Origin of the sequence: Alteromonas sp. D210916BOD_24 (genome assembly GCF_047159385.1) — a bacterium.
Taxonomy (GTDB): domain Bacteria; phylum Pseudomonadota; class Gammaproteobacteria; order Enterobacterales; family Alteromonadaceae; genus Alteromonas.
Map to the genome: position 1 here is coordinate 2,399,757 of NZ_AP038333.1, position 24,160 is coordinate 2,423,916.

24 protein-coding genes, 3 tRNA genes and 4 other RNA genes are annotated in these 24,160 nt (G+C 45.3%); 3 read left to right on the forward strand and 28 right to left on the reverse strand.

All coding sequences use genetic code 11. From position 1 onward, the window contains the following. Positions 1-57: 57 nt before the first annotated feature. The 20 genes from nadA to aspS form a co-directional block, all read right to left on the reverse strand. Entirely contained in the window at positions 58-1,113 is a 1,056-nt protein-coding gene (nadA, locus tag ACMCM8_RS10475; protein WP_412722578.1) for a quinolinate synthase NadA, read from the reverse strand. 309 nt (positions 1,114-1,422) lie between these two features. After that, a non-coding RNA gene (locus ACMCM8_RS10480) (RtT sRNA) lies at positions 1,423-1,554 on the reverse strand. Between the two features lie 39 nt (positions 1,555-1,593). Then, a non-coding RNA gene (locus tag ACMCM8_RS10485) (RtT sRNA) lies at positions 1,594-1,725 on the reverse strand. Positions 1,726-1,764: 39 nt separating this feature from the next. Then, positions 1,765-1,896: non-coding RNA, RtT sRNA (locus ACMCM8_RS10490), on the reverse strand. 37 nt (positions 1,897-1,933) lie between these two features. Next, positions 1,934-2,065: non-coding RNA, RtT sRNA (locus ACMCM8_RS10495), on the reverse strand. A 39-nt stretch (positions 2,066-2,104) separates the two neighbouring features. Then, a tRNA-Lys gene (locus ACMCM8_RS10500) sits at positions 2,105-2,180 on the reverse strand. 37 nt (positions 2,181-2,217) lie between these two features. Continuing rightward, positions 2,218-2,293 (reverse strand) — tRNA-Lys (locus ACMCM8_RS10505). Between the two features lie 23 nt (positions 2,294-2,316). Continuing rightward, positions 2,317-2,392: transfer RNA gene (locus ACMCM8_RS10510), tRNA-Lys, on the reverse strand. Between the two features lie 292 nt (positions 2,393-2,684). Then, complete coding sequence (gene ybgF, locus ACMCM8_RS10515; RefSeq protein ID WP_412722579.1) at positions 2,685-3,473, reverse strand: tol-pal system protein YbgF; 789 nt, start codon at positions 3,471-3,473, stop codon at positions 2,685-2,687. After that, positions 3,473-4,039 (reverse strand): peptidoglycan-associated lipoprotein Pal, encoded by a 567-nt coding sequence (pal, locus tag ACMCM8_RS10520; RefSeq protein ID WP_412722580.1) that lies wholly within the window; start codon positions 4,037-4,039, stop codon positions 3,473-3,475. Before pal ends, ybgF begins: the two co-directional genes overlap by 1 nt. A gap of 39 nt (positions 4,040-4,078) precedes the next feature. After that, positions 4,079-5,434, reverse strand: coding sequence for a Tol-Pal system beta propeller repeat protein TolB (gene tolB / locus ACMCM8_RS10525; RefSeq protein WP_412722581.1), 1,356 nt, complete (start codon positions 5,432-5,434; stop codon positions 4,079-4,081). Between the two features lie 4 nt (positions 5,435-5,438). Beyond that, complete coding sequence (gene tolA / locus ACMCM8_RS10530) at positions 5,439-6,272, reverse strand: cell envelope integrity protein TolA (protein WP_412722582.1); 834 nt, start codon at positions 6,270-6,272, stop codon at positions 5,439-5,441. Positions 6,273-6,279: 7 nt separating this feature from the next. Beyond that, entirely contained in the window at positions 6,280-6,699 is a 420-nt protein-coding gene (gene tolR / locus ACMCM8_RS10535; protein WP_412722583.1) for a protein TolR, read from the reverse strand. Between the two features lie 29 nt (positions 6,700-6,728). Next, positions 6,729-7,418: a protein TolQ gene (gene tolQ, locus ACMCM8_RS10540; protein WP_412722584.1), complete on the reverse strand. Its 690-nt coding sequence runs from the start codon at positions 7,416-7,418 to the stop codon at positions 6,729-6,731. Continuing rightward, positions 7,408-7,806 (reverse strand): tol-pal system-associated acyl-CoA thioesterase, encoded by a 399-nt coding sequence (gene ybgC / locus ACMCM8_RS10545; RefSeq protein ID WP_412722585.1) that lies wholly within the window; start codon positions 7,804-7,806, stop codon positions 7,408-7,410. Before ybgC ends, tolQ begins: the two co-directional genes overlap by 11 nt. A gap of 427 nt (positions 7,807-8,233) precedes the next feature. Beyond that, positions 8,234-9,238: a Holliday junction branch migration DNA helicase RuvB gene (gene ruvB, locus ACMCM8_RS10550; RefSeq protein WP_412722586.1), complete on the reverse strand. Its 1,005-nt coding sequence runs from the start codon at positions 9,236-9,238 to the stop codon at positions 8,234-8,236. Positions 9,239-9,307: 69 nt separating this feature from the next. Further along, the gene (gene ruvA / locus ACMCM8_RS10555) at positions 9,308-9,928 is read right to left on the reverse strand and encodes a Holliday junction branch migration protein RuvA (RefSeq protein WP_412722587.1); all 621 of its coding nucleotides are present in this window, start codon (positions 9,926-9,928) and stop codon (positions 9,308-9,310) included. A gap of 35 nt (positions 9,929-9,963) precedes the next feature. Continuing rightward, the gene (ruvC, locus tag ACMCM8_RS10560) at positions 9,964-10,482 is read right to left on the reverse strand and encodes a crossover junction endodeoxyribonuclease RuvC (RefSeq protein ID WP_412722588.1); all 519 of its coding nucleotides are present in this window, start codon (positions 10,480-10,482) and stop codon (positions 9,964-9,966) included. Then, the gene (gene nudB, locus ACMCM8_RS10565) at positions 10,482-10,922 is read right to left on the reverse strand and encodes a dihydroneopterin triphosphate diphosphatase (RefSeq protein ID WP_412722589.1); all 441 of its coding nucleotides are present in this window, start codon (positions 10,920-10,922) and stop codon (positions 10,482-10,484) included. The genes ruvC and nudB overlap by 1 nt, the downstream gene beginning before the upstream one ends. Before the next feature lie 3 nt (positions 10,923-10,925). After that, positions 10,926-12,686, reverse strand: coding sequence for an aspartate--tRNA ligase (aspS, locus tag ACMCM8_RS10570; RefSeq protein WP_412722590.1), 1,761 nt, complete (start codon positions 12,684-12,686; stop codon positions 10,926-10,928). A gap of 200 nt (positions 12,687-12,886) precedes the next feature. Here aspS and ACMCM8_RS10575 point away from each other — a divergent pair, with 200 nt between their 5' ends. Beyond that, positions 12,887-13,768: a DUF72 domain-containing protein gene (locus ACMCM8_RS10575; RefSeq protein ID WP_412722591.1), complete on the forward strand. Its 882-nt coding sequence runs from the start codon at positions 12,887-12,889 to the stop codon at positions 13,766-13,768. Between the two features lie 109 nt (positions 13,769-13,877). Here ACMCM8_RS10575 and ACMCM8_RS10580 read toward each other — a convergent pair whose 3' ends face one another. From ACMCM8_RS10580 to ACMCM8_RS10615, 8 genes are all read right to left on the reverse strand, one after another. Then, on the reverse strand, positions 13,878-15,230 hold the full coding sequence (locus tag ACMCM8_RS10580) for a sigma 54-interacting transcriptional regulator (RefSeq protein ID WP_412722592.1): 1,353 nt from the start codon (positions 15,228-15,230) through the stop codon (positions 13,878-13,880). Beyond that, positions 15,227-15,820: a hypothetical protein gene (locus ACMCM8_RS10585; protein WP_412722593.1), complete on the reverse strand. Its 594-nt coding sequence runs from the start codon at positions 15,818-15,820 to the stop codon at positions 15,227-15,229. The genes ACMCM8_RS10580 and ACMCM8_RS10585 overlap by 4 nt, the downstream gene beginning before the upstream one ends. Positions 15,821-15,839: 19 nt before the next feature. Continuing rightward, entirely contained in the window at positions 15,840-17,231 is a 1,392-nt protein-coding gene (locus tag ACMCM8_RS10590; protein ID WP_412727686.1) for a sensor histidine kinase, read from the reverse strand. 104 nt (positions 17,232-17,335) lie between these two features. After that, complete coding sequence (locus ACMCM8_RS10595; protein WP_412722594.1) at positions 17,336-17,797, reverse strand: EF-hand domain-containing protein; 462 nt, start codon at positions 17,795-17,797, stop codon at positions 17,336-17,338. Positions 17,798-17,938: 141 nt separating this feature from the next. Next, complete coding sequence (locus tag ACMCM8_RS10600; RefSeq protein ID WP_412722595.1) at positions 17,939-20,011, reverse strand: putative bifunctional diguanylate cyclase/phosphodiesterase; 2,073 nt, start codon at positions 20,009-20,011, stop codon at positions 17,939-17,941. A gap of 124 nt (positions 20,012-20,135) precedes the next feature. Further along, positions 20,136-20,582, reverse strand: coding sequence for a TerB family tellurite resistance protein (locus tag ACMCM8_RS10605; protein WP_412722596.1), 447 nt, complete (start codon positions 20,580-20,582; stop codon positions 20,136-20,138). 122 nt (positions 20,583-20,704) lie between these two features. Next, a complete protein-coding gene (locus ACMCM8_RS10610) occupies positions 20,705-22,366 on the reverse strand; it encodes an ATP-binding SpoIIE family protein phosphatase (protein WP_412722597.1) in 1,662 nt (553 codons plus the stop codon). Positions 22,367-22,430: 64 nt separating this feature from the next. After that, positions 22,431-22,736, reverse strand: a complete 306-nt coding sequence (locus ACMCM8_RS10615; protein WP_412722598.1) for an STAS domain-containing protein — start codon at positions 22,734-22,736, stop codon at positions 22,431-22,433. Between the two features lie 163 nt (positions 22,737-22,899). Here ACMCM8_RS10615 and yciH point away from each other — a divergent pair, with 163 nt between their 5' ends. Both yciH and ACMCM8_RS10625 read left to right on the forward strand, forming a co-directional pair. After that, positions 22,900-23,232 (forward strand): stress response translation initiation inhibitor YciH, encoded by a 333-nt coding sequence (gene yciH, locus ACMCM8_RS10620; RefSeq protein ID WP_412722599.1) that lies wholly within the window; start codon positions 22,900-22,902, stop codon positions 23,230-23,232. Between the two features lie 45 nt (positions 23,233-23,277). After that, positions 23,278-24,078, forward strand: a complete 801-nt coding sequence (locus ACMCM8_RS10625; protein ID WP_412722600.1) for a response regulator — start codon at positions 23,278-23,280, stop codon at positions 24,076-24,078. The last annotated feature ends 82 nt before the right edge of the window (positions 24,079-24,160 follow it).

The following is a 24,160-nucleotide window of genomic DNA, read 5'->3' on the forward strand; positions in this document are numbered from 1 at the left end:
GCGCTTAATCAAGAACTTGCTCGAAAATATTAACCAAGTGCTTATAAAACGTTCTTTTTAAAGGCCACCCTTGGCTTTTAACTCGGCAGAAAACGCTAACATGCGGTCAAGAGGAATTAACGCGCCTTTGCGTAAATCTTCGTCAACAAAAATCTCGTGACCGTCGCTCTGACCAGATAACGACGCTCTTATCGCTTCTAGGCCGTTCATTGCCATCCAGGGACAATGAGCACAACTTTTACACGTGGCACCGTTACCGCCTGTGGGAGCCTCTATAAAAGTCTTGTGAGGCGTCAATTGTTGCATTTTATAGAAAATGCCCTTGTCAGTCGCCACTATAAAGGTGTCATTGTCCATGGTCTGCGATGCTTTGATTAATTGGCTGGTTGAACCAACCGCATCTGCCATCTCTACCACACTGGCAGGTGATTCAGGGTGTACCAAAATAGCGGCATCGGGATACAGGGCTTTCATATCAGCAAGTTTTTGCGCAGAAAATTCATCATGCACAATACATTCGCCTTGCCACATCAGCATATCGGCCCCAGTTTGCTTGGCAATGTAAGAGCCTAAATGACGATCAGGACCCCAGATAATTTTTTTGCCCTGACTGTCCAGGTGCTCAACAATTTCCAGTGCAATACTTGAGGTCACTACCCAGTCTGCACGCGCTTTAACCGCCGCGGAAGTATTGGCATATACCACTACCGTGTGATCGGGATGTTGATCGCAAAATTCACTGAACTCTTTAACAGGGCAGCCAATATCCAACGAACAGGTCGCTTCCAGCGTAGGCATCAGCACCGTTTTTTCCGGGCTCAATATCTTAGCGGTTTCACCCATAAAGCGAACCCCAGCCACAATCAGCGTCTGCTCAGCGGCATCTCGGCCAAACCGTGCCATCTCTAAAGAATCTGCAACACATCCACCGGTTTCTTCAGCCAATGCCTGAATCTCATGATCGGTATAGTAATGCGCCACAAGCACGGCGTTACGCGCCTTGAGCAAGGCTTTAATTTCTGCCTTTAACTCAGCTTTGCGTGCTTCTGATAATGGCTGTGGTTTTGCTGGGAACGGATACTCTACCTGTTCCACTCGAAATGCTACTGACATTAACCTACATCTCTGTTGCGATAAGGGGGCGGATTATACCGAATTGTCATAAAAATTACACACTGCATAGGTAACAATAGCGTAATAAAATAGTCTATTAACGCGCGTTACGCTTAAGCTTGGTTGCTTATCCGCTGATACAGATATGGGGGTGAGCCGAACTTTATCCAATCCTAAAACTAAAAAAAGTGCTAAAGCACGTTCAAAATCGCTGCGCGAGTTTTGTCGACCAGCTTCGCTGGTTCAAATCCTGCGCGAACACAGAGTGATTGTTTGGGTTTTGTTTTTGACAATTAATTATGTAGATGATGGTGGGTCGTGCTGGATTACTCGTCACTGCGTTCCTCGCCCTTCGGGCCGTGCTAAAGCACGTTCAAAATCGCTGCGCGAGTTTTGTCGACCAGCTTCGCTGGTTCAAATCCTGCGCGAACACAGAGTGATTGTTTGGGTTTTGTTTTTGACAATTAATTATGTAGATGATGGTGGGTCGTGCTGGATTACTCGTCACTGCGTTCCTCGCCCTTCGGGCCGTGCTAAAGCACGTTCAAAATCGCTGCGCGAGTTTTGTCGACCAGCTTCGCTGGTTCAAATCCTGCGCGAACACAGAGTGATTGTTTGGGTTTTGTTTTTGACAATTAATTATGTAGATGATGGTGGGTCGTGCTGGATTACTCGTCACTGCGTTCCTCGCCCTTCGGGCCGTGCTAAAGCACGTTCAAAATCGCTGCGCGAGTTTTGTCGACCAGCTTCGCTGGTTCAAATCCTGCGCGAACACAGAGTGATTGTTTGGCTTTTTTTTGAAAATTAATTATGTGGATGATGGTGGGTCGTGCTGGATTACTCGTCACTGCGTTCCTCGCCCTTCGGGCCGTGCTAAAGCACGTTCAAAATCGCTGCGCGAGTTTTGTCGACCAGCTTCGCTGGTTCAAATCCTGCGCGAACACAGAGTGATTGTTTGGGTTTTGTTTTTGACAATTAATTATGTAGATGATGGTGGGTCGTGCTGGATTCGAACCAGCGACCAATTGATTAAAAGTCAACTGCTCTACCAACTGAGCTAACGACCCATCAAATGACACGAGGAATAAGGTAACATAACAATGATGGTGGGTCGTGCTGGATTCGAACCAGCGACCAATTGATTAAAAGTCAACTGCTCTACCAACTGAGCTAACGACCCATCATTGATGCTAGAAGAGAAAGTGGTGGGTCGTGCTGGATTCGAACCAGCGACCAATTGATTAAAAGTCAACTGCTCTACCAACTGAGCTAACGACCCTTTCTTTTCTGTGTTGCCTGTGTCTTGGCAACGGCGGCATATAATACTCAGATTTTTTTTTGACGCAACCCATAACGTCCTTTTATTTTCATTTTTCTGTCAAATTGCGACTAAACGGTCAAAATGAAAACAAATCGCTGGGTATTTATACCGGCTGTTACTAAGTTTAGTAGAAGTATTACGTAAACGCATGATATTTAGTGCAGAAGTATTTCGCTGTATCCCGCCACTTTTATTCCAATATCAAAAGCGTTAATGCATAAAAAAGCCTCTTTTAAAGAGGCTTTGCGTATTACAAGTTATTTAATCGAGATTCCGCCAAACGTTTAGCCGAAGAATCTGGATATTCATTAACCACTTGTTGCAACAGTTGTCGCGCCGACGCGGTATCACCAGTGCGCTCTGCTATCACACCAAGTTTAAGCAACGCATCTGGCCTTTTGGCCGAATCTGAAAAGCGGTTAGCCACAATGTTGAATTGCTCGCTGGCATCGCTCCACTGCTGTTTATTAAACAACAACTGCCCTAACCAATAGTGTGCATTTGGCGCATAGCTACTGTTGGGAAAGCGTTGGATAAATGACTGAAATGCTGGGATGGCCTTGTCATACTCTCGCGATTTGAGGATAAGATTAACCGCAGCTTCATATGCGTCGTCTTCACCTGCTTGAGGCGCTTGTACCACAGATGTTACCGACGGTGTAACTGAAGTGGGTTCAACACCAGCACTGGGTAAACTACTCGATTGCAAGGCGCCATTTTGCTTTAATGCTTCAACGCGCTTATCAATTTCCAAGTACAACTCACGCTGGCGCTCAAGTACCTTTTGCAACTCATTGGTATTAACTTCAACCGCACCACGCAATTGATCCACTTCCATTTGCATATTGTCTAACTGAGTTTGCAACCTATGCTGCATTTCAGTCCGGCTTTTCACAATACGCTCAAGAATCACAATGCGCTGCTCTAGCTCACTTCCACCATTGGCATCAACCACAGGGGCTTGCGCAAATGCACCAGAAATAGCAAGGGCGGCACTCAAGGTGACGCCCAATTTTGTTGTTTTCGCTAGTACAGTCATTAGCGGTATACAACCACTCCGCGACGATTCTGTGCGAATGCGTACTCAGTTGACCCCATTACCGCAGGCTTTTCTTCGCCATAAGAAACCACATTTAACTGGCTGCTAGAAACACCCGCATTAAGAAGGTATGTTTCTACCGACTGAGCACGACGCTCACCCAATGCGATGTTGTACTCTGGTGTGCCACGGCTGTCAGTATGACCTTCGATAGTCACCTTAACACTTGGGTTTTTCACCAAGAACGCCGCGTGCTTATCTAATACGCTTTGGAACTCAGGCTTAATGCTGGCGCGGTCAAAATCAAAGTAAACCGTTTGTTCGTTTTTCAACGCTTCCAGCTCTTGCTGAACCATTTCTTCTTGACGCTTCATGCGCTGCGCTGCTTCTGCTTTAACACGTTGTGTTTCTGCTTCACGTGCTTCTGCTTCTGCAGCTGCTTGCTCTTGTGCTAGACGATTGCGTTCTGCTGCCAATTCTTCTTCGCTAGGGCCTGACGAACATGCCATCATTGTCACTACTGGCAAGGCGATAATGAAGCTCTTCATCACTTTATTCATTTGCATCCTACTAATCCTTAATTTTATTGTTTAGTCGTTAAATTGTTAGAACAAAAATGGTGACCAACTTGGCGATTTAACTTGCCCATTGGCTGCTGGTAACCTAGCTTTAAAGCGTCCATCAAGTGATACCAGAGACAATACCTGAGTACCTTCATGAAGGGTGCTGTATATAATCATGCTTCCGTTCGGTGCTACACTTGGTGATTCATCCAGGTACGTCCGTGTCAGTACCTGAGGTGAACTTCCATCCAGAGATTGCTTCGCAATGTGATAGTTACCGTTAGTCTGATTAACCATAATCATTTGCCTGCCATCTGGAGTAATTGTGCCGCCCAAGTTCTGTTCACCTACAAAGGTAACACGCCTTACTTTCCCAGAATTTAAATTTACGCTATATATCTGGGGTTTACCACCCCGTTCAGAGCTAAAAATTAAACCACTTCCATCTGGGAGCCATGCAGGCTCGGTATCAATCGCTCTATTTCGTGTCACTCTACGTAAATTTTTCGTTGCCAAATCCATTACATAGAGTTCAGGGTTGCCATCTTTCGACAATACCATAGCAAGTTGCTTGCCATCTGGTGAAAAGACTGGGCTACCATTGATACCAGGGAAATCAGTAATTCGCGTGCGCTCACTGGTGTAAATATCTTGAATATAAATTTGAGGCCTGCGATTCTCAAAGCTTACATAAGCCAATTTTTCGCCGTCTGGCGACCATGTAGGCGACATCAACGGTTCAGGTGAAGACAGCAAACGGGTTTCATTTTCACCGTCATAATCGGCAATGACAAGTTGATAAGGTTTATCGACTGTCTTTCTGTCGCGTACAATGACATAGGCAATTTTGGTCAGAAATGCGCCACGCACGCCTGTAAGTTTTTCATACACTATGTCACTAATTCGATGCGCATACTGCCTGAAGTCTCGCCCGCTAATTACAGCTTGTCGAGCAACAATGACGTGGTCATTACTGGTCACTAACACCCCGTCTTTGAGTACTTTTGACTGTCCACCATCGAGCTGGCCTTTGAGAATATCAATCAACTCATATGACACCAGGTAACGGTCGGCGTCTTGTTGTTCGATACTGCCCACCAGCACTGTATCAACACCCAGCGTCGCCCAAGCGGTGTAACTGACTTCACTGGCTGTTTGCGGGTACTGTGGCATTTTATCGACAGCGACAGGGTTAAACTTACCCGAGCGTATTAAGTCTGCCATCACTACCTTGGAAATATCGCTCGGCATACTGCCCTGCCCTTTCCATTTAAAGGGGACGACGCCAATGGGTCGAGCACTATCAACCCCTTCGGTTATGACTATTTCAAGGGATGCATAAACCTTTGCACTGCATGCCAAGGTGAATAGCGCTATCCATAAACCTATTTTTTTCATACCACTATAATTCCACTTTTAACGTAATGTCTTTTAGCTGTTCGTACACGTCAGGGGCTTCTGACACCGGTAATTTTTCTGCTCTTCGTACTGCGCTTTCTGCTGCTCGACAAAGTGCATCATTTCCCCCAAGCACCCGTATGCTGGTGACAAACCCTGTCGTTGCCAATTTAATGTTCAAGCGACAGGTTTTTCCTTGAAAGCTGTCGTCAGAGTACAAGTTGCGCTTGATAGTTTGCTGTATAAGCGCAGTATAACGCTCAACCTCAGTCAGCACTTGTTTGCGCCTGCGCTCCTGCTGAGCCGCGCGCTCTTGTGCCAGCTGCTCTTGCATGATCCTTTCCATTTCCGCACGTTCAGCCGCTTCTTTCTTCTTACGCTCAGCCTCTGCTTTTGCTTGTGCCTCACGTTCTTTACGTTCTTGCTCTTTTTGTGCCGCTAATCGTTCGAGTTCTTTTTGTCGTTTGACCTCGGCCGCTTCGGCCTCTCGTTTCTCTCTGGCACGCTTAGCGGCAGCAGCTTGCTGTCGTTTTTTCTCAAGCTCTGCTTGTGCTTTTCGCTGCTTTTCCTGTTCCTCAGCACGGGCTTGCGCTTCGGCTTGTACTTTAGCTCGTTTTTCATCTGCAATGGCTTGGGCGTCAATAAAAATCGCTTCTATTACAGGTGCGTTAGCAGGAAGACTAGGCAGCGGATCAGGAGAAAAACTGACGCTAATTAGCAACAGTATAGCTAATATCGCGTGCAATCCCAGAGACTTATACAACCCAAGTTGCTCTGGGGAAATTGTGCTACTGGACTTTTTGGGCGTCGCGGGAGTCGACCTATCAGGTGTTGACATATCAATATTACTCAACGGGATCTGTCATTAAACCTACCGACGGCACGCCAGCCTGCTGTAATAGCACCATAAGCTGAATGACTTCGTTATACGCTACTTGACCATCTCCTTTTACGACAACAGGCGTATTCGGTTCTTTTTGCAGCTGCGCTTTTACAATTGCCCCCAGTTCCTCTTTACTGATCGGTGATTCCTGATCGTTCCCAACGTTTAGAAAATAACGACCTTTTACGTCTACTGACGCAATAATCGGTGGCGTGTCCTCTTGATCGATAGGATTTGCGCTAGCTTTGGGTAAATCTACTTTTACCCCCTGAGAAATAAGCGGCGCCGTTACCATAAAAATAATCAGCAATACCAACATGACATCAATGTAGGGCACGACGTTTATCTCTGATACCGGTCTGCGGCGTTTTCTTACGTACATAACAAGTCCTCCGTTTGGAATGTAAACGCTTAGGCTTGTTGTTGTGCTTGCGCAGCAACCGCTTGGCGGTGAAGAATTGCTGAGAACTCTTCCATAAAGTTACCGTAACTGTTTTCCAGTTTTTCAACCTGATGGCTGAAACGGTTATAAGCAATAACGGCAGGAATTGCTGCAAATAGGCCGATTGCGGTAGCAATAAGCGCTTCTGCAATACCCGGTGCTACCATCGCCAAAGTGGCTTGCTGTACTTCACCCAATGCAATAAATGCATTCATGATACCCCATACCGTACCAAACAGGCCGATATATGGGCTAATTGAGCCTGCTGTGGCTAAAAATGGTAAGCGGCTTTCGAGTTCTTCCACCTGGCGTGACATAGATACACGCATGGCGCGGTAGGTACCGTCTACAATGCCATTTGTCGCGGTGTTCGACTTGCGAAGACGGACAAATTCTTTAAAGCCCGCACAGAAGATGCTTCCCATACCCGATAAATTCGTTCTAGCTGACAATTCTTGATATAAGCGGTTCAAGTCAGCACCTGACCAAAACTTATCTTCAAATTGGCGCATTTCACTGCGTGCAGCAGAAAGTGCCTTACTGCGCTGAAAGATAAACGTCCACGACGCTATTGATACACTAAGTAATAACAGCATTACCAGTTGAACGATAAAACTTGCTTGCAAAAACAAGCCGATAAAAGTGAGATCAGATGACACGCGAAATTTCCCCTAACAAAGTACGTGGTAATCTTTTTGGCTTCATAACCGCCAAATCGACGCAGGCAACCATGATATCTCCCGATACCAATGTAACGCCTTGTTCATTTTTAATAATTTGCTGAAACGTCATACTAGCGCCTTTCAATTCTACAACGCGAGTTTCAATACTCAACAGTTGATTGAACCGCGCGGGCGCATAGTTATGCATCTCAACGCGTTTGACGACAAAAGCGATGGATTGTTCCATTAAAGTGTCTTGCTCAAATCCGAGCTCTCGAAGCCACTCAGTACGGGCGCGTTCCATGAATTTAAGGTAATTCGCATAATACACAATACCGCCAGCATCGGTATCTTCGTAATACACTCTTACCTGATGTAGATGCATAACTATTCCTCAAACAAAAAATTTATTAATCCAATTCATAGATAAAATAACAAATTATCACGACAAGCGACGCTAACAAAACTGTCTCCAACCCTTTATATAGAACAGCTTAAACAAAATTAAACGGCAGTTAAACAAAGCTTTAACACATTATAAAAACTAATGCTAAGCAATAATTTTACTCAATTGTAGTTTTTCCGAAGCGCTCTATAATGCGCTCCATCAGTCATACAGAGCGTGATGGTGCAAGGCACGGTCACCTAAGAGTAACTCTCCTGTTAGACATGAGTTCCCTGGATTTATTTCCTTCAACACTTGTTGTTTTAGCCCGCTCCCTGAGCGGGTTTTTTTTGTCTTTTTTTCATATCACTGAATAAAATGCATGCCATCACTGAAGTGTTATCCTCAGTGACGGTCATAAGAAGTTTTACTTTGACGGGGTAAATCCGAAATGCAGGTACGCGCGATTTGACACAATACGTCCTCGCGGAGTGCGTTGAAGAAAGCCCTGTTGAATAAGAAATGGCTCAATAACATCTTCAATAGTTTCTTTCTCTTCCCCTATAGCAGCGGCGAGATTGTCTAAGCCTACCGGTCCACCATCAAACTTCTCGATGATTGCCGTAAGCAATTTGCGATCCATATAGTCGAAGCCTTCTTTGTCCACGTCCAGCATGTCCAAGGCCTTCGCGGCAATATCAGCGCCCACCGTGCCATCAGCCTTAATCTCTGCGTAATCCCTAACCCGACGCAGTAAACGGTTAGCAATACGCGGCGTACCACGAGAGCGACGCGCGACTTCTTCTGCTCCTTCTTCGTTCATTGGCAAATTGAGGAAGCTGGCACTTCTGGCGACAATGCTGGTCAAGTCTTTTACAGAATAAAATTCAAGACGTTGAACAATACCAAAACGATCGCGCAACGGGGATGTTAGTGACCCCGCACGGGTTGTCGCCCCCACGAGGGTAAATGGCGGCAAATCTAATTTGATTGAACGGGCAGCAGGCCCTTCGCCTATCATGATATCAAGCTGGTAATCTTCCATGGCAGGATAGAGAATTTCTTCAACCACTGGGCTCAAACGATGTATTTCGTCGATAAAAAGGACATCATTTCGCTCTAAATTGGTCAGTAACGCCGCTAAATCACCGGCTTTCTCAAGTACTGGCCCGGAGGTGGTTTTGATATTTACGCCCATCTCATTGGCAACAATATTGGCGAGGGTCGTTTTACCTAGACCAGGAGGACCGAAGATAAGCAAATGATCTAACGCATCGTCACGATTTCGCGCCGCTTGAATAAAGATTTCCATTTGCTCACACACGTGAGGCTGGCCCGTATAGTCGTCCAACATTTTTGGACGAATGGCGCGATCAATGACCTCGTCTTCACTACTGGCATCCGGCGTAATCAATCTGTCGGCTTCAATCATGCTAATTCTACTTTAACGATATCCATGGGTGAGGGAGTAAAACAAGCGCTCACCAGCTTAATCCGCGACTTAAATAGCCGCTTTCAGTGCTTCGCGAATAAGTGCTTCGCTTTCCATCCCGTCGCGATAGACACTGTCTACCAATTTACTTGCCTGTGCAGGTTTATAACCTAAGGCAATTAACGCACTCTGTGCTTCTTCCCGCGCGTCATTAACAGCAACAATTGTACTGCCAGATAAAAGATCGCTACTCGGTGGAGGCACCACGATACTCTGTGTCTTACCAAATTTGGCCAGACGATCTTTAAGCTCAACCACTAAGCGCTCAGCGGTTTTCTTACCGATCCCCGGCAAACTTACCAGTGCTGAGACATCTTCATTTTGTACACTGGCTAAAAATTGCGTCGCAGACATACCCGATAAAATGGTCAGCCCCAGTTTCGGGCCCACGCCGTTAGCTTTTATGAGCTCACGAAACAAGCCACGTTCCATTTTGTCGGCAAAACCAAACAGTAACTGGGCGTCTTCGCGCACTACAAAATGGGTATACACTACCACTTCTTCACCCACCGCAGGCAGTTGATAAAAACTGGTCATAGGCATGTGAATTTCGTAGCCTACTCCCGCTACGTCTACAAGAATTTCTGGTGGCTGTTTCTCAGCCAACGTACCGCGAATTCGTCCAATCATGAAAAATCTCTTTGAAAGCGTTTATCAGGCAGCGCTTAGCGCAAGCGCCCTCTTACCGTTTTGCGCGCTTGTCCTGCCATATTAATCAGGCTTTGCTCGGTATGGGCGTGACACAGGGCTACGGCTAATGCATCAGCGGCATCTGCCTGGGGAGTACCATTTAACGTTAACAGGTGCTTAACCATGTGTTGAACTTGCGACTTATCCGCACTTCCCTTTCCCACCACCGCTTGCTTAATTTGCCTGGCACTGTACTCCGCAACAGGCAGTTGTGCCTGCGTTGCGGCAACGATAGCTGCGCCTCGTGCCTGGCCTAATTTAAGCGCTGAATCGGGGTTCTTTGCCATAAACACTTGTTCAATCGCGAAATGGGTGGGTTTGTACTGCCCAATAATGTCACTGATCCCCATATATATATTATTTAATCGCTCAGGCAATTCAGCGTTTCCGACCCGTATACATCCACTGGCCACATACACCAATTTACCTTGCTTGCGAACAATTAAACCATAGCCCGTGATCCGAGAACCTGGATCTATACCCAGTATAACCATTAAGACACACTCGGTACAAACAAAGATACCGCTTCTTTATTAGAAGGTGACCACAATCTACTTAATGCGTCTTCCTTTGACACCCACTCGTACTGCAGATGTTCACTTAAGGTAATGGGTAAGTCACTGTCTATTTGCAATGAGAAAACGTGTTCTATGTTGAATACAGTGCCGGGGGGATATCGATGTCGCCATCGATTGCGAATTTCGTATTGATTCTGTTTGTTGTGTTGGTGGATGAGAAAGCCGTGTGCTTTAGCGTCTATGCCAGTCTCTTCATTGACTTCTCGGTACGCGGTGTCGATAGGCAACTCACCTTCTTCTAATGCACCGGTTACCGACTGCCAGAAGGTAGGGTCGTCCTGTCGCTGTAAAAGCAACACTCGGTGGTATTGATCGTACAATACCACCAGTGCAGATTCAGGCTTCTTATAGGCCATAAATTAAGATTGCTTTTTCACCGTTGCAATTGCCAACTCTTCTAATTGCTGTGGATTAGCAGGGCTAGGCGCAGAGGTTAACGGACAGGCTGCTGTGGTTGTTTTCGGGAACGCCATTACGTCACGAATAGAGGTTGCACCTGTCATCAGCATTACTAGGCGGTCTAGACCAAACGCAAGACCCGCGTGTGGCGGCGCACCAAAGCGCAGTGCATCTAGCAAGAAACCAAATTTGTTCTTCGCTTCTTCATCGTCAATGCCAAGAATGTTGAAAACGGTAGATTGCATGTCTTCGTTGTGAATACGCACAGAACCACCGCCTAACTCCACACCGTTTAATACCATATCGTACGCGTCAGATAAGGCTTCAGCTGGGTTAGCTTTAAGTTCTTCTGGCGTTAAACCACGTGGCGCAGTAAACGGGTGGTGGATAGCGTGAAGCTGACCGTCAAATTCTTCAAACATTGGGAAGTCAACGACCCAAAGCGGCTTCCACTCGCCTTCTAGCAGCTCGAAGTCTTCACCAAGCTTAAGACGAAGCGCGCCCATTGCTTCGGTAACCACTGTGTAGCTGTCTGCACCGAACAGTAGAATATCGCCACTTTGCGCGCCAGTGCGCTCTAGCATGGCGTTAGTGATATCTTCATTAAGGAATTTAAGGATTGGCGACTGTAGACCTTCAAGTCCAGTGCTAGCGTCGTTAACTTTAACCCACGCTAAGCCTTTCGCGCCGTAAATACCTACAAACTTGGTGTAGTCATCAATTTGTTTACGCGAGAGTGACGCGCCGCCAGGTACGCGAATAGCCGCAACGCGACCTTTCGGATCGTTTGCCGGGCCGCTGAATACTTTAAAGTCAACATTAGCAAGTAAGTCTGCAACGTCTGTTAACTCTAGTGGGTTACGCAGGTCTGGCTTGTCGCTACCAAAGCGCGTCATGGCTTCTTTATAAGTCATGCGCGGGAAGTCACCAAGGTCAACGTTTAGCATTTTGTTGAACAAGTCGCGGATCATGCGCTCGGTAATAGACATCACACCATCGGCATCTAAGAACGTGGTCTCAATATCGATTTGGGTAAATTCTGGCTGACGATCTGCGCGTAAGTCTTCATCGCGGAAGCACTTAACGATTTGATAGTAACGGTCCATGCCCGACATCATCAGAAGCTGTTTAAACAGCTGTGGCGATTGTGGAAGCGCGAAGAATTCGCCTTTGTGAGTACGGCTTGGCACCAAGTAGTCACGTGCACCTTCTGGTGTTGCCTTAGTAAGAATAGGGGTTTCGATATCGAGGAAACCTTCTTCTTCCAAAAAGCGGCGCACTGCACCAGTTACTTTTGCACGGAACTGTAAGCGTTGGCTCATTACCGGGCGACGAAGATCGAGGTAGCGGTAGCGAAGACGCTGCTCTTCTGAGTTCTCTTGGTTCCAGTCAAGGGGTAACACATCAGACTTATTGATCACTTCAAGACCCGTACCCAGTATTTCAATTTCACCGGTACGCATGTCTTTGTTCACCTGGCCTTCCGGGCGCGCGCGTACTTTACCGGTTAACTTAACGCAGAATTCGCTGCGCAGAGTATTGGCGATTGACAGCACCTCAGGAAGATCTGGGTCGAAAACCACTTGCACAATACCTTCGCGGTCACGCAAGTCGATAAAGATGACACCGCCTAAATCGCGACGCTTATTAACCCACCCGCAAAGGGTGACTTCTTGTCCAATGTATGATGAATCGATATTCCCACAGTAATCTGTGCGCATGGTCCTTGACCCCTGATATTTTTTCTTGCTTGGCATGCAGTGAAACTGGCGTAAATTTGAGCGCGGTTTCGGGCTTATTAGTTTGACTAAAATCACGTAAACTTGCTGGCCAGTTAGTTGGCCTGCCCACTTCATGCATAATGTAATGATTTAAAGGCCGCATAGTATAAACAAATGCTTCCTAAAGCCCAATGACAAATATGCACAAATCAGCCATATCTCGCGGAAAAATATACATTGGCTTACCAATGTGGCAACACAGCCATTGGCCGCAGACGTGGTTTGCCAATTATCCCAAAACGCAAAACCCGCTGTCGCTCTATTGTCAGGAAGTTAATTCAGTAGAAGGCAATACCACGTTTTATTCGCTACCTCACAAAGAAGCGGTTTTGCGATGGCGCGACGCGGTGAGTGATGATTTTCGCTTTACCTTTAAATTTCACCAAAATATTTCTCATGTGCATCAATTGCAACACTGCCACGAAGACGTCATACAACAACTTGAACTGCTCGCCCCATTAAAAGAAAAATTAGGCTTAATGATGTTGCAACTTCCCGCCTCGTTTAGCCCCGACAAGCTTGATAGCCTCGGGCGCTTTTTAAGCCTGTTACCCCACGGGATAAACGTGGCTGTTGAAGTGCGTCACCTTGCTTTTTTCGCCAAAGGTGACGACGAAAAGAAGCTGAATCAATTGCTTATTCAATACAACGCCAATCGCGTTATTATGGATACCCGAGCCCTTTTTACCGGCCCCTGTGACAGTGAGCTTTTAGCAGAAGTACGCCGTAAAAAACCTCGCGTCCCTGTGAATGTTATTGCAACAGGCCAGTGCCCTGTTGTGAGATTTGTGGGAAATGACAACAGCGATGACAACGAGCGCTGTCTTATCCCTTGGGTCAGCAAAGTCCTTCATTGGCAGACACAAGGTAAGGACGTTTATTTCTTCTGCCATCGGCCTGATAATAAAGATGCGCCTTGGCTCGCTCAGCAATTTGTTGATTTATACAATGCGCGCACGCCAGGACCGCCAATTACCAACTTAGCAATTCGCACCCAGCCCGCGCAAAACAGCTTGTTTTAGTCCTGACTGGGCGGGCGCGCTTTACTTGTATGAAATCACCTTCGCAGGTTGTTTTATCAAGGAGGGTGTGCGATTGACGTGCTTCTCGTTATAAATTTCCGTTATAAAACTAGGCACCACTGGCTCTAAAATCGGCAGCGTCCAAATCGTGCTTTTTCATTAGTTTATGCATATCGGTACGGTTACGCCCAGCTAATTCGGCAGCGCGGGTAACATTACCATCGGTCATTTTCAGTAGCTTGTGTAAATATTGTTGCTCAAAGGCATCACGTGCTTCGGTCAACGTCGGCCAGCTCTGCTTTGTCGCAGATAAGGCTTGCTCAACCAAGTGCAAAGGAATAACTGGGGTTTGCGTTAACGCCACACACTGTTCAACCACATTGACCAGCTGACGCACATTACCCGGCCAGGATGAGGTTACCAGCTGCTGCATGGCATCATCGGAAAACTGACTAACATTGACAGCATGGCGCTGTGCACTTTGCTGTAATAACGAACGGGCAAGCAATGGTATATCTTCACTGCGCGATTTTAACGAGGGTAGTTTGAGATTAACTACGTTGAGCCGGTAGTACAAATCTTCCCGGAATGTCCCTTCCTCCATCTCTTTGTGCAAGTCTTTATGGGTAGCAGAGATAATACGCACATCGATATCGATGTGTTTACTGCTGCCCACTGGCCTAATTTGACGTTCCTGCAAGGCGCGTAACAGCTTAACTTGAAGGGTCATTGGCATATCGCCAATTTCATCTAAAAACAGCGTGCCCCCATCCGCTTCTCTGAACAATCCAGGATGTGCCGACACCGCGCCAGTAAACGCCCCTTTGGCGTGCCCGAACAACTCGGACTCCAATAAATTTTCAGGAAGCGCACCACAGTTTATCGCCACGAAGGGTTTATTGCTTCGGTTGCTCGCTTTGTGGATAGCATTTGCCAAGAGTTCTTTCCCTGTGCCGCTTGCACCACTTATCAATACCGATACTTCACGCTGAGCAATTCGAAATGCTTGATCAAGCACGTTAAGCATTGCAGGCGACCGCGTAATGATGTCTTTGGCCCAATCACCCGGTTGCGCCGCCTGTGACTGGCTTAAGGCTTTTTGTAGCAAGGTGCGTAGCTCGTCGTGATCTACAGGCTTAGGCAGAAACCCAAATACCCCCCGCTGAGTGGCCGCTACAGCATCAGCAATGGTGCCGTGTGCGGTCATCAAGATCACAGGAATATCTTTGCGAATGCCCATTATTTCCTCAAACAAGCTTAGACCGTCTAAACCAGGCATGCGTAAATCGCTCAATACCACGTCAAAGTTATCGTTTTGCAACTTTCTTAACGCGGATTGACCATCTTCTACCGCAGTAACCTGATACCCCTCGCCTTCAAGACGAATGGTGAGTAATCGCAATAAGCTTTTATCGTCATCGACCAACAATAAGTCAGGTTTACTATTCGCCTTACTACTCACGGTTGTGTACTCCTGTTTTTATCCATCAGTGTTGCTTCTATACGCAACAATTCTTCTAGCTTGGTTCGTAAGTTAGCGGCGTCTTGTTGCAGTGTTTTCAGTTTTTCGCCGCGTGACGTATTCTCTTGTTCCAGCACGACTAGCGCTGACTCTAATTCCATTACCTGATTGTTCTGTGCTCTCGCAATAACATTAATTACTTCCTGTGCTGAAGGGGTTAATTTAGGTGCGATATCGTTAAACGCCAATTGAGTGCGCAGTCGAATTTGGTAAGGCGTATCGTTGGGTAGGGCTAGAATATAGGCGTGTAAAATTCCCATTTTGGAAGCATCTAACGTTGCTAGCTGCTGCTTTCGCTTACTCCACGGCGTATTGGCGGCGGCAATCCACCTGTTCAACCAGTAACGTGGATCACAGTTATACGCCATGTCTTCAATTTGCTCATCGAACAAACAAAAATGCCGTTCTACTGTGGCAAAACGCGGGCTATCGGTCGCCCTTTCTGGTTCTGTAGTACTGTCACCTTGTCGGGAAAAATGCTGACATCCTGTCAGTAGTAACGCAGCGACAATTAAACCACTTTTTTTCATTTTTATTTTTCCTGTAGCTCTATGGTTGCTTTATGGTCACTCTAAAGCACACATCGGCATAGTCTACATCGACTACCCGTACATCACCATGCATCAGCCTTGCGCAGTCAGCAACGATAGATAAACCCAGTCCGGTTCCAATAACGTTGTCGTTTCTTGGCTCACTACCTCGAATAAAAGGTTCAAATAGTTTTGGCACCGACTCAGGGGAAATGCGCTTTCCACGATTCGCGACATCGAGGACCAAGTCACTGCCTAGACGATATAAATTAATGTTAATCGGTCTACCCACCGCTCCGTGCGCAACGGCATTTGACACCAGATTGTCCAGAATTCGCCTGAATAATTCTTCGTCAACACTTACTTGATCGCATGCAATGTTGACAGTGACCTCCCTATCTTGAATGGCAAGCGCATAGTCTTCTAAGCATGACGCAATCAGAGGGCTGGGGTTACACCACACCATTTTGGGCTGAGCTTGCTGTAGCAGTAAATTGTAGTCCAGTAGTTTCTCTACCAAGGTATTTAGTCTTTGCGTACTGGCAGTTAGCAAAGCAAGCACCTCCCGTTGAGCACTATTGAGCTCCCCCACCACATTTTCCGACAGTAAGCTACATCCTTCTTTAATACTGGCTAAGGGAGTTTTAAGCTCATGAGCGGCATGCCTTAATAATGCTGTTCTGATGTGTTCTAGCTGTTGAAGTCGTTCATACAACCAGTGTAGATCCTTTTCGACGTCAATTAATTCTCGAGGAGCCTGGCGGGATAAAGGTGGAAGTTGTCCATCGCTATGCGCCATAATACGAATGATTTTCTTGAGGTTATTGACTGGGTTTACTATCAGCTGACTACCTAACAAAATCAGTAATAATGAGACACTAACCAGCATCGCAGTTGACCACGCCTGTTTCGCTTGCATGGCATTCAGGTCATCTTGCTGAAGTTTAACCCGCTCATTAATGGCGCTTTCCACTTCATCTCGAAGTTGATCAACACTATCGGTCACCGTCGCAAGGTAAGCGTTCAGCAACAATTGATCTTCAATATTACGATATTCAGCCAATTGGCTAAGTTGTTCTGACAGTCTTGTGCAAATCGCCGGTACCGACAGAGCTTGGCAAAGGTTGTCAGCGGCAACGGCAAATTGGTCGATGGCATTGTCCGATAACAACGCCACCTGATCATTGCGCAGCACTTCGAATTGTCTGATGCTTCGCTCAAGATCCACAGCGGCGTTGTCTAATCGCTGCATATCACTGACTACATCTACTACAAAGCGAGTTTCCAGTGTGGTCATCTGCCCCACTTTGGCGAGATCACTTTGACTCTGCCATAGCAAAGCAACCAGAGGAATAAGGGCCAGTACAAAACTACCTAACGTCAATTGCCTCAGTGAACCTAATTGCACCAGACGTTCACCAAACGAAAATTTGTTTATCAGAACCTTACCCTCATAATATTATTATTATTTGCCCCAGTGGCTGCTTCAGTATAAACACCCACTGGAACCATTATCTATGCTTGATTCGCTGCTAAGGTAATGGCTTTTGGTGTTAACTTACTCTTGGCAAGTTCCGTTTCAGACAGTTTACCATCGTGATCATCGTCGATAAGCCCGAAATTACGCAGTAGTTCTGTATGGCGAACTGCCTCTTTTAAAGAAATCAAACCATCATTGTCTGTATCGAGATGTTTCATTAACGTTTTTACTTCAGAGGCGTGAGCATCTGCCACTGAAATTGCTTGCACGGCAGCAATAGCGCATAGTGCTAAAAATACTTTTTCGAGACGTTTCATCATGAATCCTCCGCAAAGTGCTTGTAAAAGTCCTTCTTCTCCCGCGTCTTCAATAATATCGATAACGTAACAACAACTTCTACTGAAGATGTTAATGGCCCCGTTAAAACGAATAGTGGTGCCACTTTCGCGTTTGACAATATGTCTTATGCCATTTTCAGACCAATTCAATAAAAGCATTAATTATCAAAAACTTGATAAACAAAAAGGAGAATGAGTCGGTAGAAATGTCTCAACATGTTGCAAAAAAGAAACACCCGCATAGATATAACGTAATGACCTAGGATATGACCCGCTTTGCGCCATATATATGATGCGCAGCTATTGAACTTGGCGACGCCGAGAATAATTAAGGGGGGAAACAATTAAATCTTCAAGAGGTAAAGGTTCGCTAAACATGAACCCTTGCACACTGTCGCAGCCGTGTTGGATGAGGTAATCCCACTGTTCGTGGTTTTCAATCCCCTCGGCGCACACTGATAGAGAAAGTCTCTTAGCCAAATCAATAATTGCCCCGGTCACGAGTCGACTGCGCTCTGAAGATTGAATTTCTGTGACAAACTGCCGATCTATTTTCAAAGTGTCTATATTTATTTGAGTCAAATAGCTCAACGACGAATAGCCAGTGCCGAAATCATCAAGGGCGATAGCACACCCCATGTTGCCCATTCGTCTGAACAACTTGTTAGACAACGCAAAATTCTCCAAATAGGCACTTTCGGTTACTTCAAATTCAATATTTTCTGGATTGATCTCAAACAATGTAAAGGTGTTATAAATTTGATCAAACAGTTGTGCATTGCGCAAGTCATGACCCGATAAGTTAATGGATACCCTAAAAGAGGGTGGCGCCCATGACTTAATTTTGCTCATATCCAAACACACACGTCTTATTACCCAATGACTAATTGCGCTAATTTTGCCGCCCTGTTCCGCAATCGGAATAAATTCGCAAGGCATAACCAGCCCAAATTCTGGGTGGCGCCATCTCACAAGTGCTTCCACGCCGATGACCTGCCCTTTATTATTCACCTTGACCTGGTAATACAATACAAACTCGTCATTGGAGATCCCCCTGTCAATGTCGTTGGCCAATAGCAATTTGCGTTTGTGTGTCTCAACCATGTCGGGGGTAAATAAGGTAAAACTACCTCTTCCTCTCGCTTTCGAGCGGTACATGGCCAAATCGGCATTACTCATCAACTCACTGAGATCGTAGTTTGCGTCCGAAGCCGTAGCAATCCCCACACTGAGTCCGACCGTCAATGATAATCCTTTTAGTTCAAAGGGCTCATCAAATGCACCTATCATCCTTGTTGCCAAACTCTCGGCAGCGCTAGCAGACACTTCTCTATCTGGCAGTACCAGAAATTCATCACCGCCCAAACGCGCAAATAAGTCGTCATCTCGCAATAATTTTTGTACGCGTTCAGCCACTTCAATTAGCACTAGGTCGCCGGTCTCGTGCCCCAGAGAGTCATTAATTCCTTTGAATCCATCGAGGTCGAAGAACAGTAGCATAAGATCTTCATTACTTCGCTTAGCGCGAGCCAACTCTAAACGCAAACTATCAAGCACGAATTGCCGATTAGGCAGGCCTGTCAAACTGTCAATATTCGCCAGTCTAGACATGGTCTCTTGTTGGTCAACAAGGGTTTGCTTTTGCTCGAAATTTATCAATAACTCAACTTCAATAGTATCCAGCAAACTGTTGATATTATGAGAGAGGCGACCAATTTCATTGTCGGAGGAGTAGACACTTCTCAACGAGTAATCTTTAGATTCGAAAACGTCTTGGGTAAATTTCTTTAGCGACGTAACCGGCGCTATAAGATGATAAAGAAGGTATGTGCACATGCAGACACACAATAACCAAATCCCCATCAACACAGGTATCATACTCATTGAAGTTAGTGAGGCACTGGCCGAGGCATACAAAGTAGGATCGATACTGATAATAATGTGACCATATGGGTACAGGTCACTGCCGATAAGGTGATGAACTACAATGAAATCGTCATTAAATGCAATACCGAAAGGAACCCCCTTAGGAGAAGTCGGTATTTTCGGATTTAATTCAGTGGCATTTGCCCGTTGTGTTATCTGAGAAATAACGTCGTAGTTAACGTCATATAACACCGCTGATACAACGTAGGGGTGCTCCCTAACTGGTTGCATAATCTCTGAGTACAGCGCCTTGTCATCGGGAGAATGCTGCATGGCGGCAAGAAGCTGTAAGGCCATTGTCTTACTTAGTGAAGCTGCATTTTCTTGAAGCACCACTTTTAAGTAAGCGTTGTGCTCCGCCTTTGATACCACTAACGCTGTGATAGTCAGCACCGACATTAATATCGCCACCGTAAGGGCAATCGGTACTTTCAACGATTTAAACACTTCACATCCCTTAACGCGACACTTCAGACGTTATGTCAATTTGCTTTCATTTGCGAAAACAATAGTAAGGGAGGACTCGAAAAAAGGGAACTTTTTTATATTGTTATTCTACCAGTTACAATAATTAAACTGTTTTCTCATCAACGACTTCCAATTTGGTTTTTATAAACTGGCTATGGGGAACATACAGTAAATCTGCTACTCGTCTGATAGTACTTTCTTCCAGTGGCGCAAGTGATTCATCAGCAAAAGCAATGGCCCATAAACTGCGTATAACATCGCGTTTTTCTTCTGCATCACATTGTTCATTGATTACTTGCGTAAATTGCACTAAATCGACAGCGTTGTCCGAAGTGATACGACCTTCTTCTAGCAATAGTGCCATTGCCTCGTCTTCAAGATTGACGTGTCTTTGCAACTGACGGTGATATTCATCCCGTTCACTTTGGGTCACTTTCTGGTCTGCCGTGACTATTTCACTAAATAGTGCTGCTGTGGCTAACTCAACGGTATATTTGCGTTTTCCGGCACCTTTACTATCTTCGAAAAGCTTTAAAAACGACTTCAGCATAACACCCTACCTATTAAACAAACTGATACGTGTAGTCCTTTATACTCGGGCCAATAGCTATTTGGTTTACAGCCCTCTGGACACTTCAATATATGCTTAATGGGGTCGAAGTAGCGATTTTACTAGAGCGCGCGGGTATCCAATAAACAGCTGACCTTTCGGCCATCATTGTCGAACCACATTTTATTGCTGAGGGTATGCAGTAACGCTAGACCCCGACCATAACTCGCTTCATCACTTGACGATTGAATTCCCGCCCATTCAAATCCCTTCCCGCTGTCTTCCACTGAAATAAGGATCTGCTGTTGAGTCGGTTGAGAAGTAATACAAACGCGCACATAGCCTTGGTCTAATTTTCGAAGGGCATTTGCTCTTAAAGCATAGTAGTCCCGAAAGCCTTGTTCACTTGCCTTTAACGAAGAGTCCAAATGCAGAAGACCATGTTCCAACGCATTATTGAACAATTCTGATAAAACGGTATAGATGATTGAGCGGACGCGCTCTATCCCTTCGCAAGTGCCGGCAAGTTGTAATACCCGCTGCAGGATATCTGGCTGCTTTAAGTGCTGAGGCTCTAACAATATTTCATGGGAAGACGGCAAACCCGGTAGTTGATCATGCAGCGTGACGTTGATTGATTTAGAATTAAATATTACCAAGGTAACATCATCATCAAATGCATTCACTTCTGAGTGATTTTTTACTTGCTGAAAAAGAAAATCAGCTGATACTTTACCTTTCGCCTGTTGTTGTTCCGCTACAAGTTGAAGAAACCCCTCTTCTAGGAGCATTTGGTTTTTAGCGTTGGCATTCTCAATCAATCCATCACTGTATACTATAAGCTGTTGATCTATTGACAATTTAATAGTATCACACTCTGTATCTAGTTCATTTTCTTCTAAAATACCGAGCGCCATGTGCCGCGATGGAAAACAACGCAACTCAGAGGGAGATTGAGCAGTTACTATTAAGGCAGGCATTCCCCCCTGCCAATATCGAACTTTGTCCCCTGCTCCGTTAATTTCACCAATAACTGCCGCCATAAACATATCACTGGGTAAAAACCTCAATAATATTTTATTCAACTCAGACACAAACTCAGCAACGGCACTTCCCCGTCGACTGAGAGCTTGAAAAGCGAGAGTTACTGGGAGTGCGCCAATAGCAGAGGCCAAACCATGTCCGGTAAAGTCTCCTACTAGGAAGTAAATCCCCCCACTGGGACTGGGTTCACAAAGGAAGAGATCGCCATTGAATGTTTCGGCGGGTTTTAAACAATAGTCAAAATGCGCAAGCGCTTGTGGGTTATTGACAATAGCGTGACTAAATATGTGCTTTACGATAGCGTGTTCTCTGGCCACTCGCTGTTGATATACGCGAAGCGTTTGATTTTGATGTTCAATGTATTTACTGAGCGCTCTTATTTTCAAATGCGCCCTGATCTTGGCAATTAAGATATGGCGGTCAAAGGGTTTGGTTGCAAAGTCGTTGCCGCCCACGTCTAAGCATTGAACCAAGCTCTCTTTGTCTTCCAGTGCAGTGATAAATAAAATAGGGAGGTAAGCGCCATCGTCATGCTTTCTAATATGTGCGGCCACATCAAACCCTGACAGGCCTGGCATAATTACATCAAGCAGCACTAAATCAGGTCGTTCTTTAGTGAATTGGCTTATCGCTTGCTCACCGTTTTCAGCTACCACGCAAGTTTCGTAGCCTGCTTTCTGCAACATATTTAAAAGCAGTTCTCTGTTTATTGCTTCATCGTCTACTATCAGGATTTTCATACTGATCACTTCCTTAATAACCTGATGACATCACTTGTACTTCTTTCGGACAGATTTCCACTAATTATCGAATTTCAAATTTCTTATCAAAACGTGAAATTTTTAAAATTTTTGCCACTTGAGGACGGGGGTTATCAATACTGTAAGTTATAGGTTTATCAGATAGTTTTTTTTGCATATTAAGTAACATTCCCAGTGCAGAGCTATCCATGTACTCAGTCAGGGAAAGGTCCACTGCTATATGTTCAGTGCCCTCTTCTAAAGAACCGTAGGCATGATGAAATTCATCAACTTTACTAAAATCAAATTTTTCTCCGATACTTATTGTTAATACTTTACCTTGTTGCGAATAAATTGACGTAATCCCCATACAATCCCCATAAAATTAATCAATAGAATAGTTCATCACATGCTTCTAAGTTTGCTATTCTTAATGGTAGTAAAATATTGAGCCATAGTCATTGCCGTCCCTTTATACTTTTGAAGTAATAGCAAACAACGGCTAAGGCAGTAAGTAGTGTGTCGAGGTACAAATGCAAGATTGGCAAGATGCGCTTTTGGTCTACAGTACCGGAAGTGGCAAGATTAAATCCGAGCCAAAAGCGTCAGCACGATCCGTGTCTTCTGATGGTATTGTGAGAATTCATCGCGAAACCAAAGGCCGCAAAGGCAAAGGCGTCTCTCTAATAAAGGGGCTTGATCTAGCGTCTGATGAGCTTAAAAAGCTGGGCTCAGAACTAAAAAAGAAATGCGGGTGTGGCGGAGCTGTAAAAGAGGGTGTAATTGAAGTTCAAACCGATGACCGAGAAAAACTTTGCGCCCTTCTCAGTGACAAAGGCTATACTGTAAAACTTGCTGGGGGTTAACCGTGCATCTATTAACTAATTCGAACATAACTAAAAGAGTCTGAAATGGAAAAGCTGTCAATTTCTGATTTACATATCATCTTGGTGGAACCTTCCGATACCCAAAGGAAGATAATTACAACACTATTGCTTAAAGAAAAAGTGAAGGAAATTGACGCTGTCAGCACACTTTCCGAAGCTCGCTCTGCCGTAAAAGCACACGGTGCAGATTTAATTGTTAGCGCTATGTATTATGAAGATGGAACAGCACTTGAGTTACTTAAGTTTATCAAAGAAGACGAACAATATAGCTCAATCCCGTTTATGCTAGTCTCTAGCGAAAACCGCATGGTTAAACTTGAAGAATTTAAACAAGCTGGGGTCGCAGCCATTTTGCCTAAACCCTTTGAGCCGCTACACCTTTCTCGTGCATTAAACGCAAGTCTCGACCTTATCAATCACGATGAATTGGAATTAGACCTATTTGATGTTCACGACGTCCGTGTATTGTTAGTAGACGACAGCAAACTTGCCCGCAACCACATTCGTCGAGTACTTGAGGGAATGGGATTACAACGCATCAAAGAAGCAGAAAATGGCGCTATGGCCCTAACGTTTATTAAAGACGAGCCGTTTGACCTTGTTGTAACTGACTATAACATGCCGGAAATGGATGGCAGGGAGCTATCAGAATTTATCCGATACAACCCCGAAACAACCCATATTCCTATTATTATGGTAACGTCTGAAGCAGCAGACAGTGCACATATGGCAAATATCCAACAAACAGGTGTTAATGCGCTGTGCGACAAACCCTTTGAACCTACTGAAGTTAGGCAAATGCTTTCTGCCCTGCTCAGCCAATAGGGGCTCCCGTCAAAATGGGGTTAATTGGCTAGCACAGCCAATTAACCTTGAGCGCATTTTTTTATAAGATTCAAGCTTTACC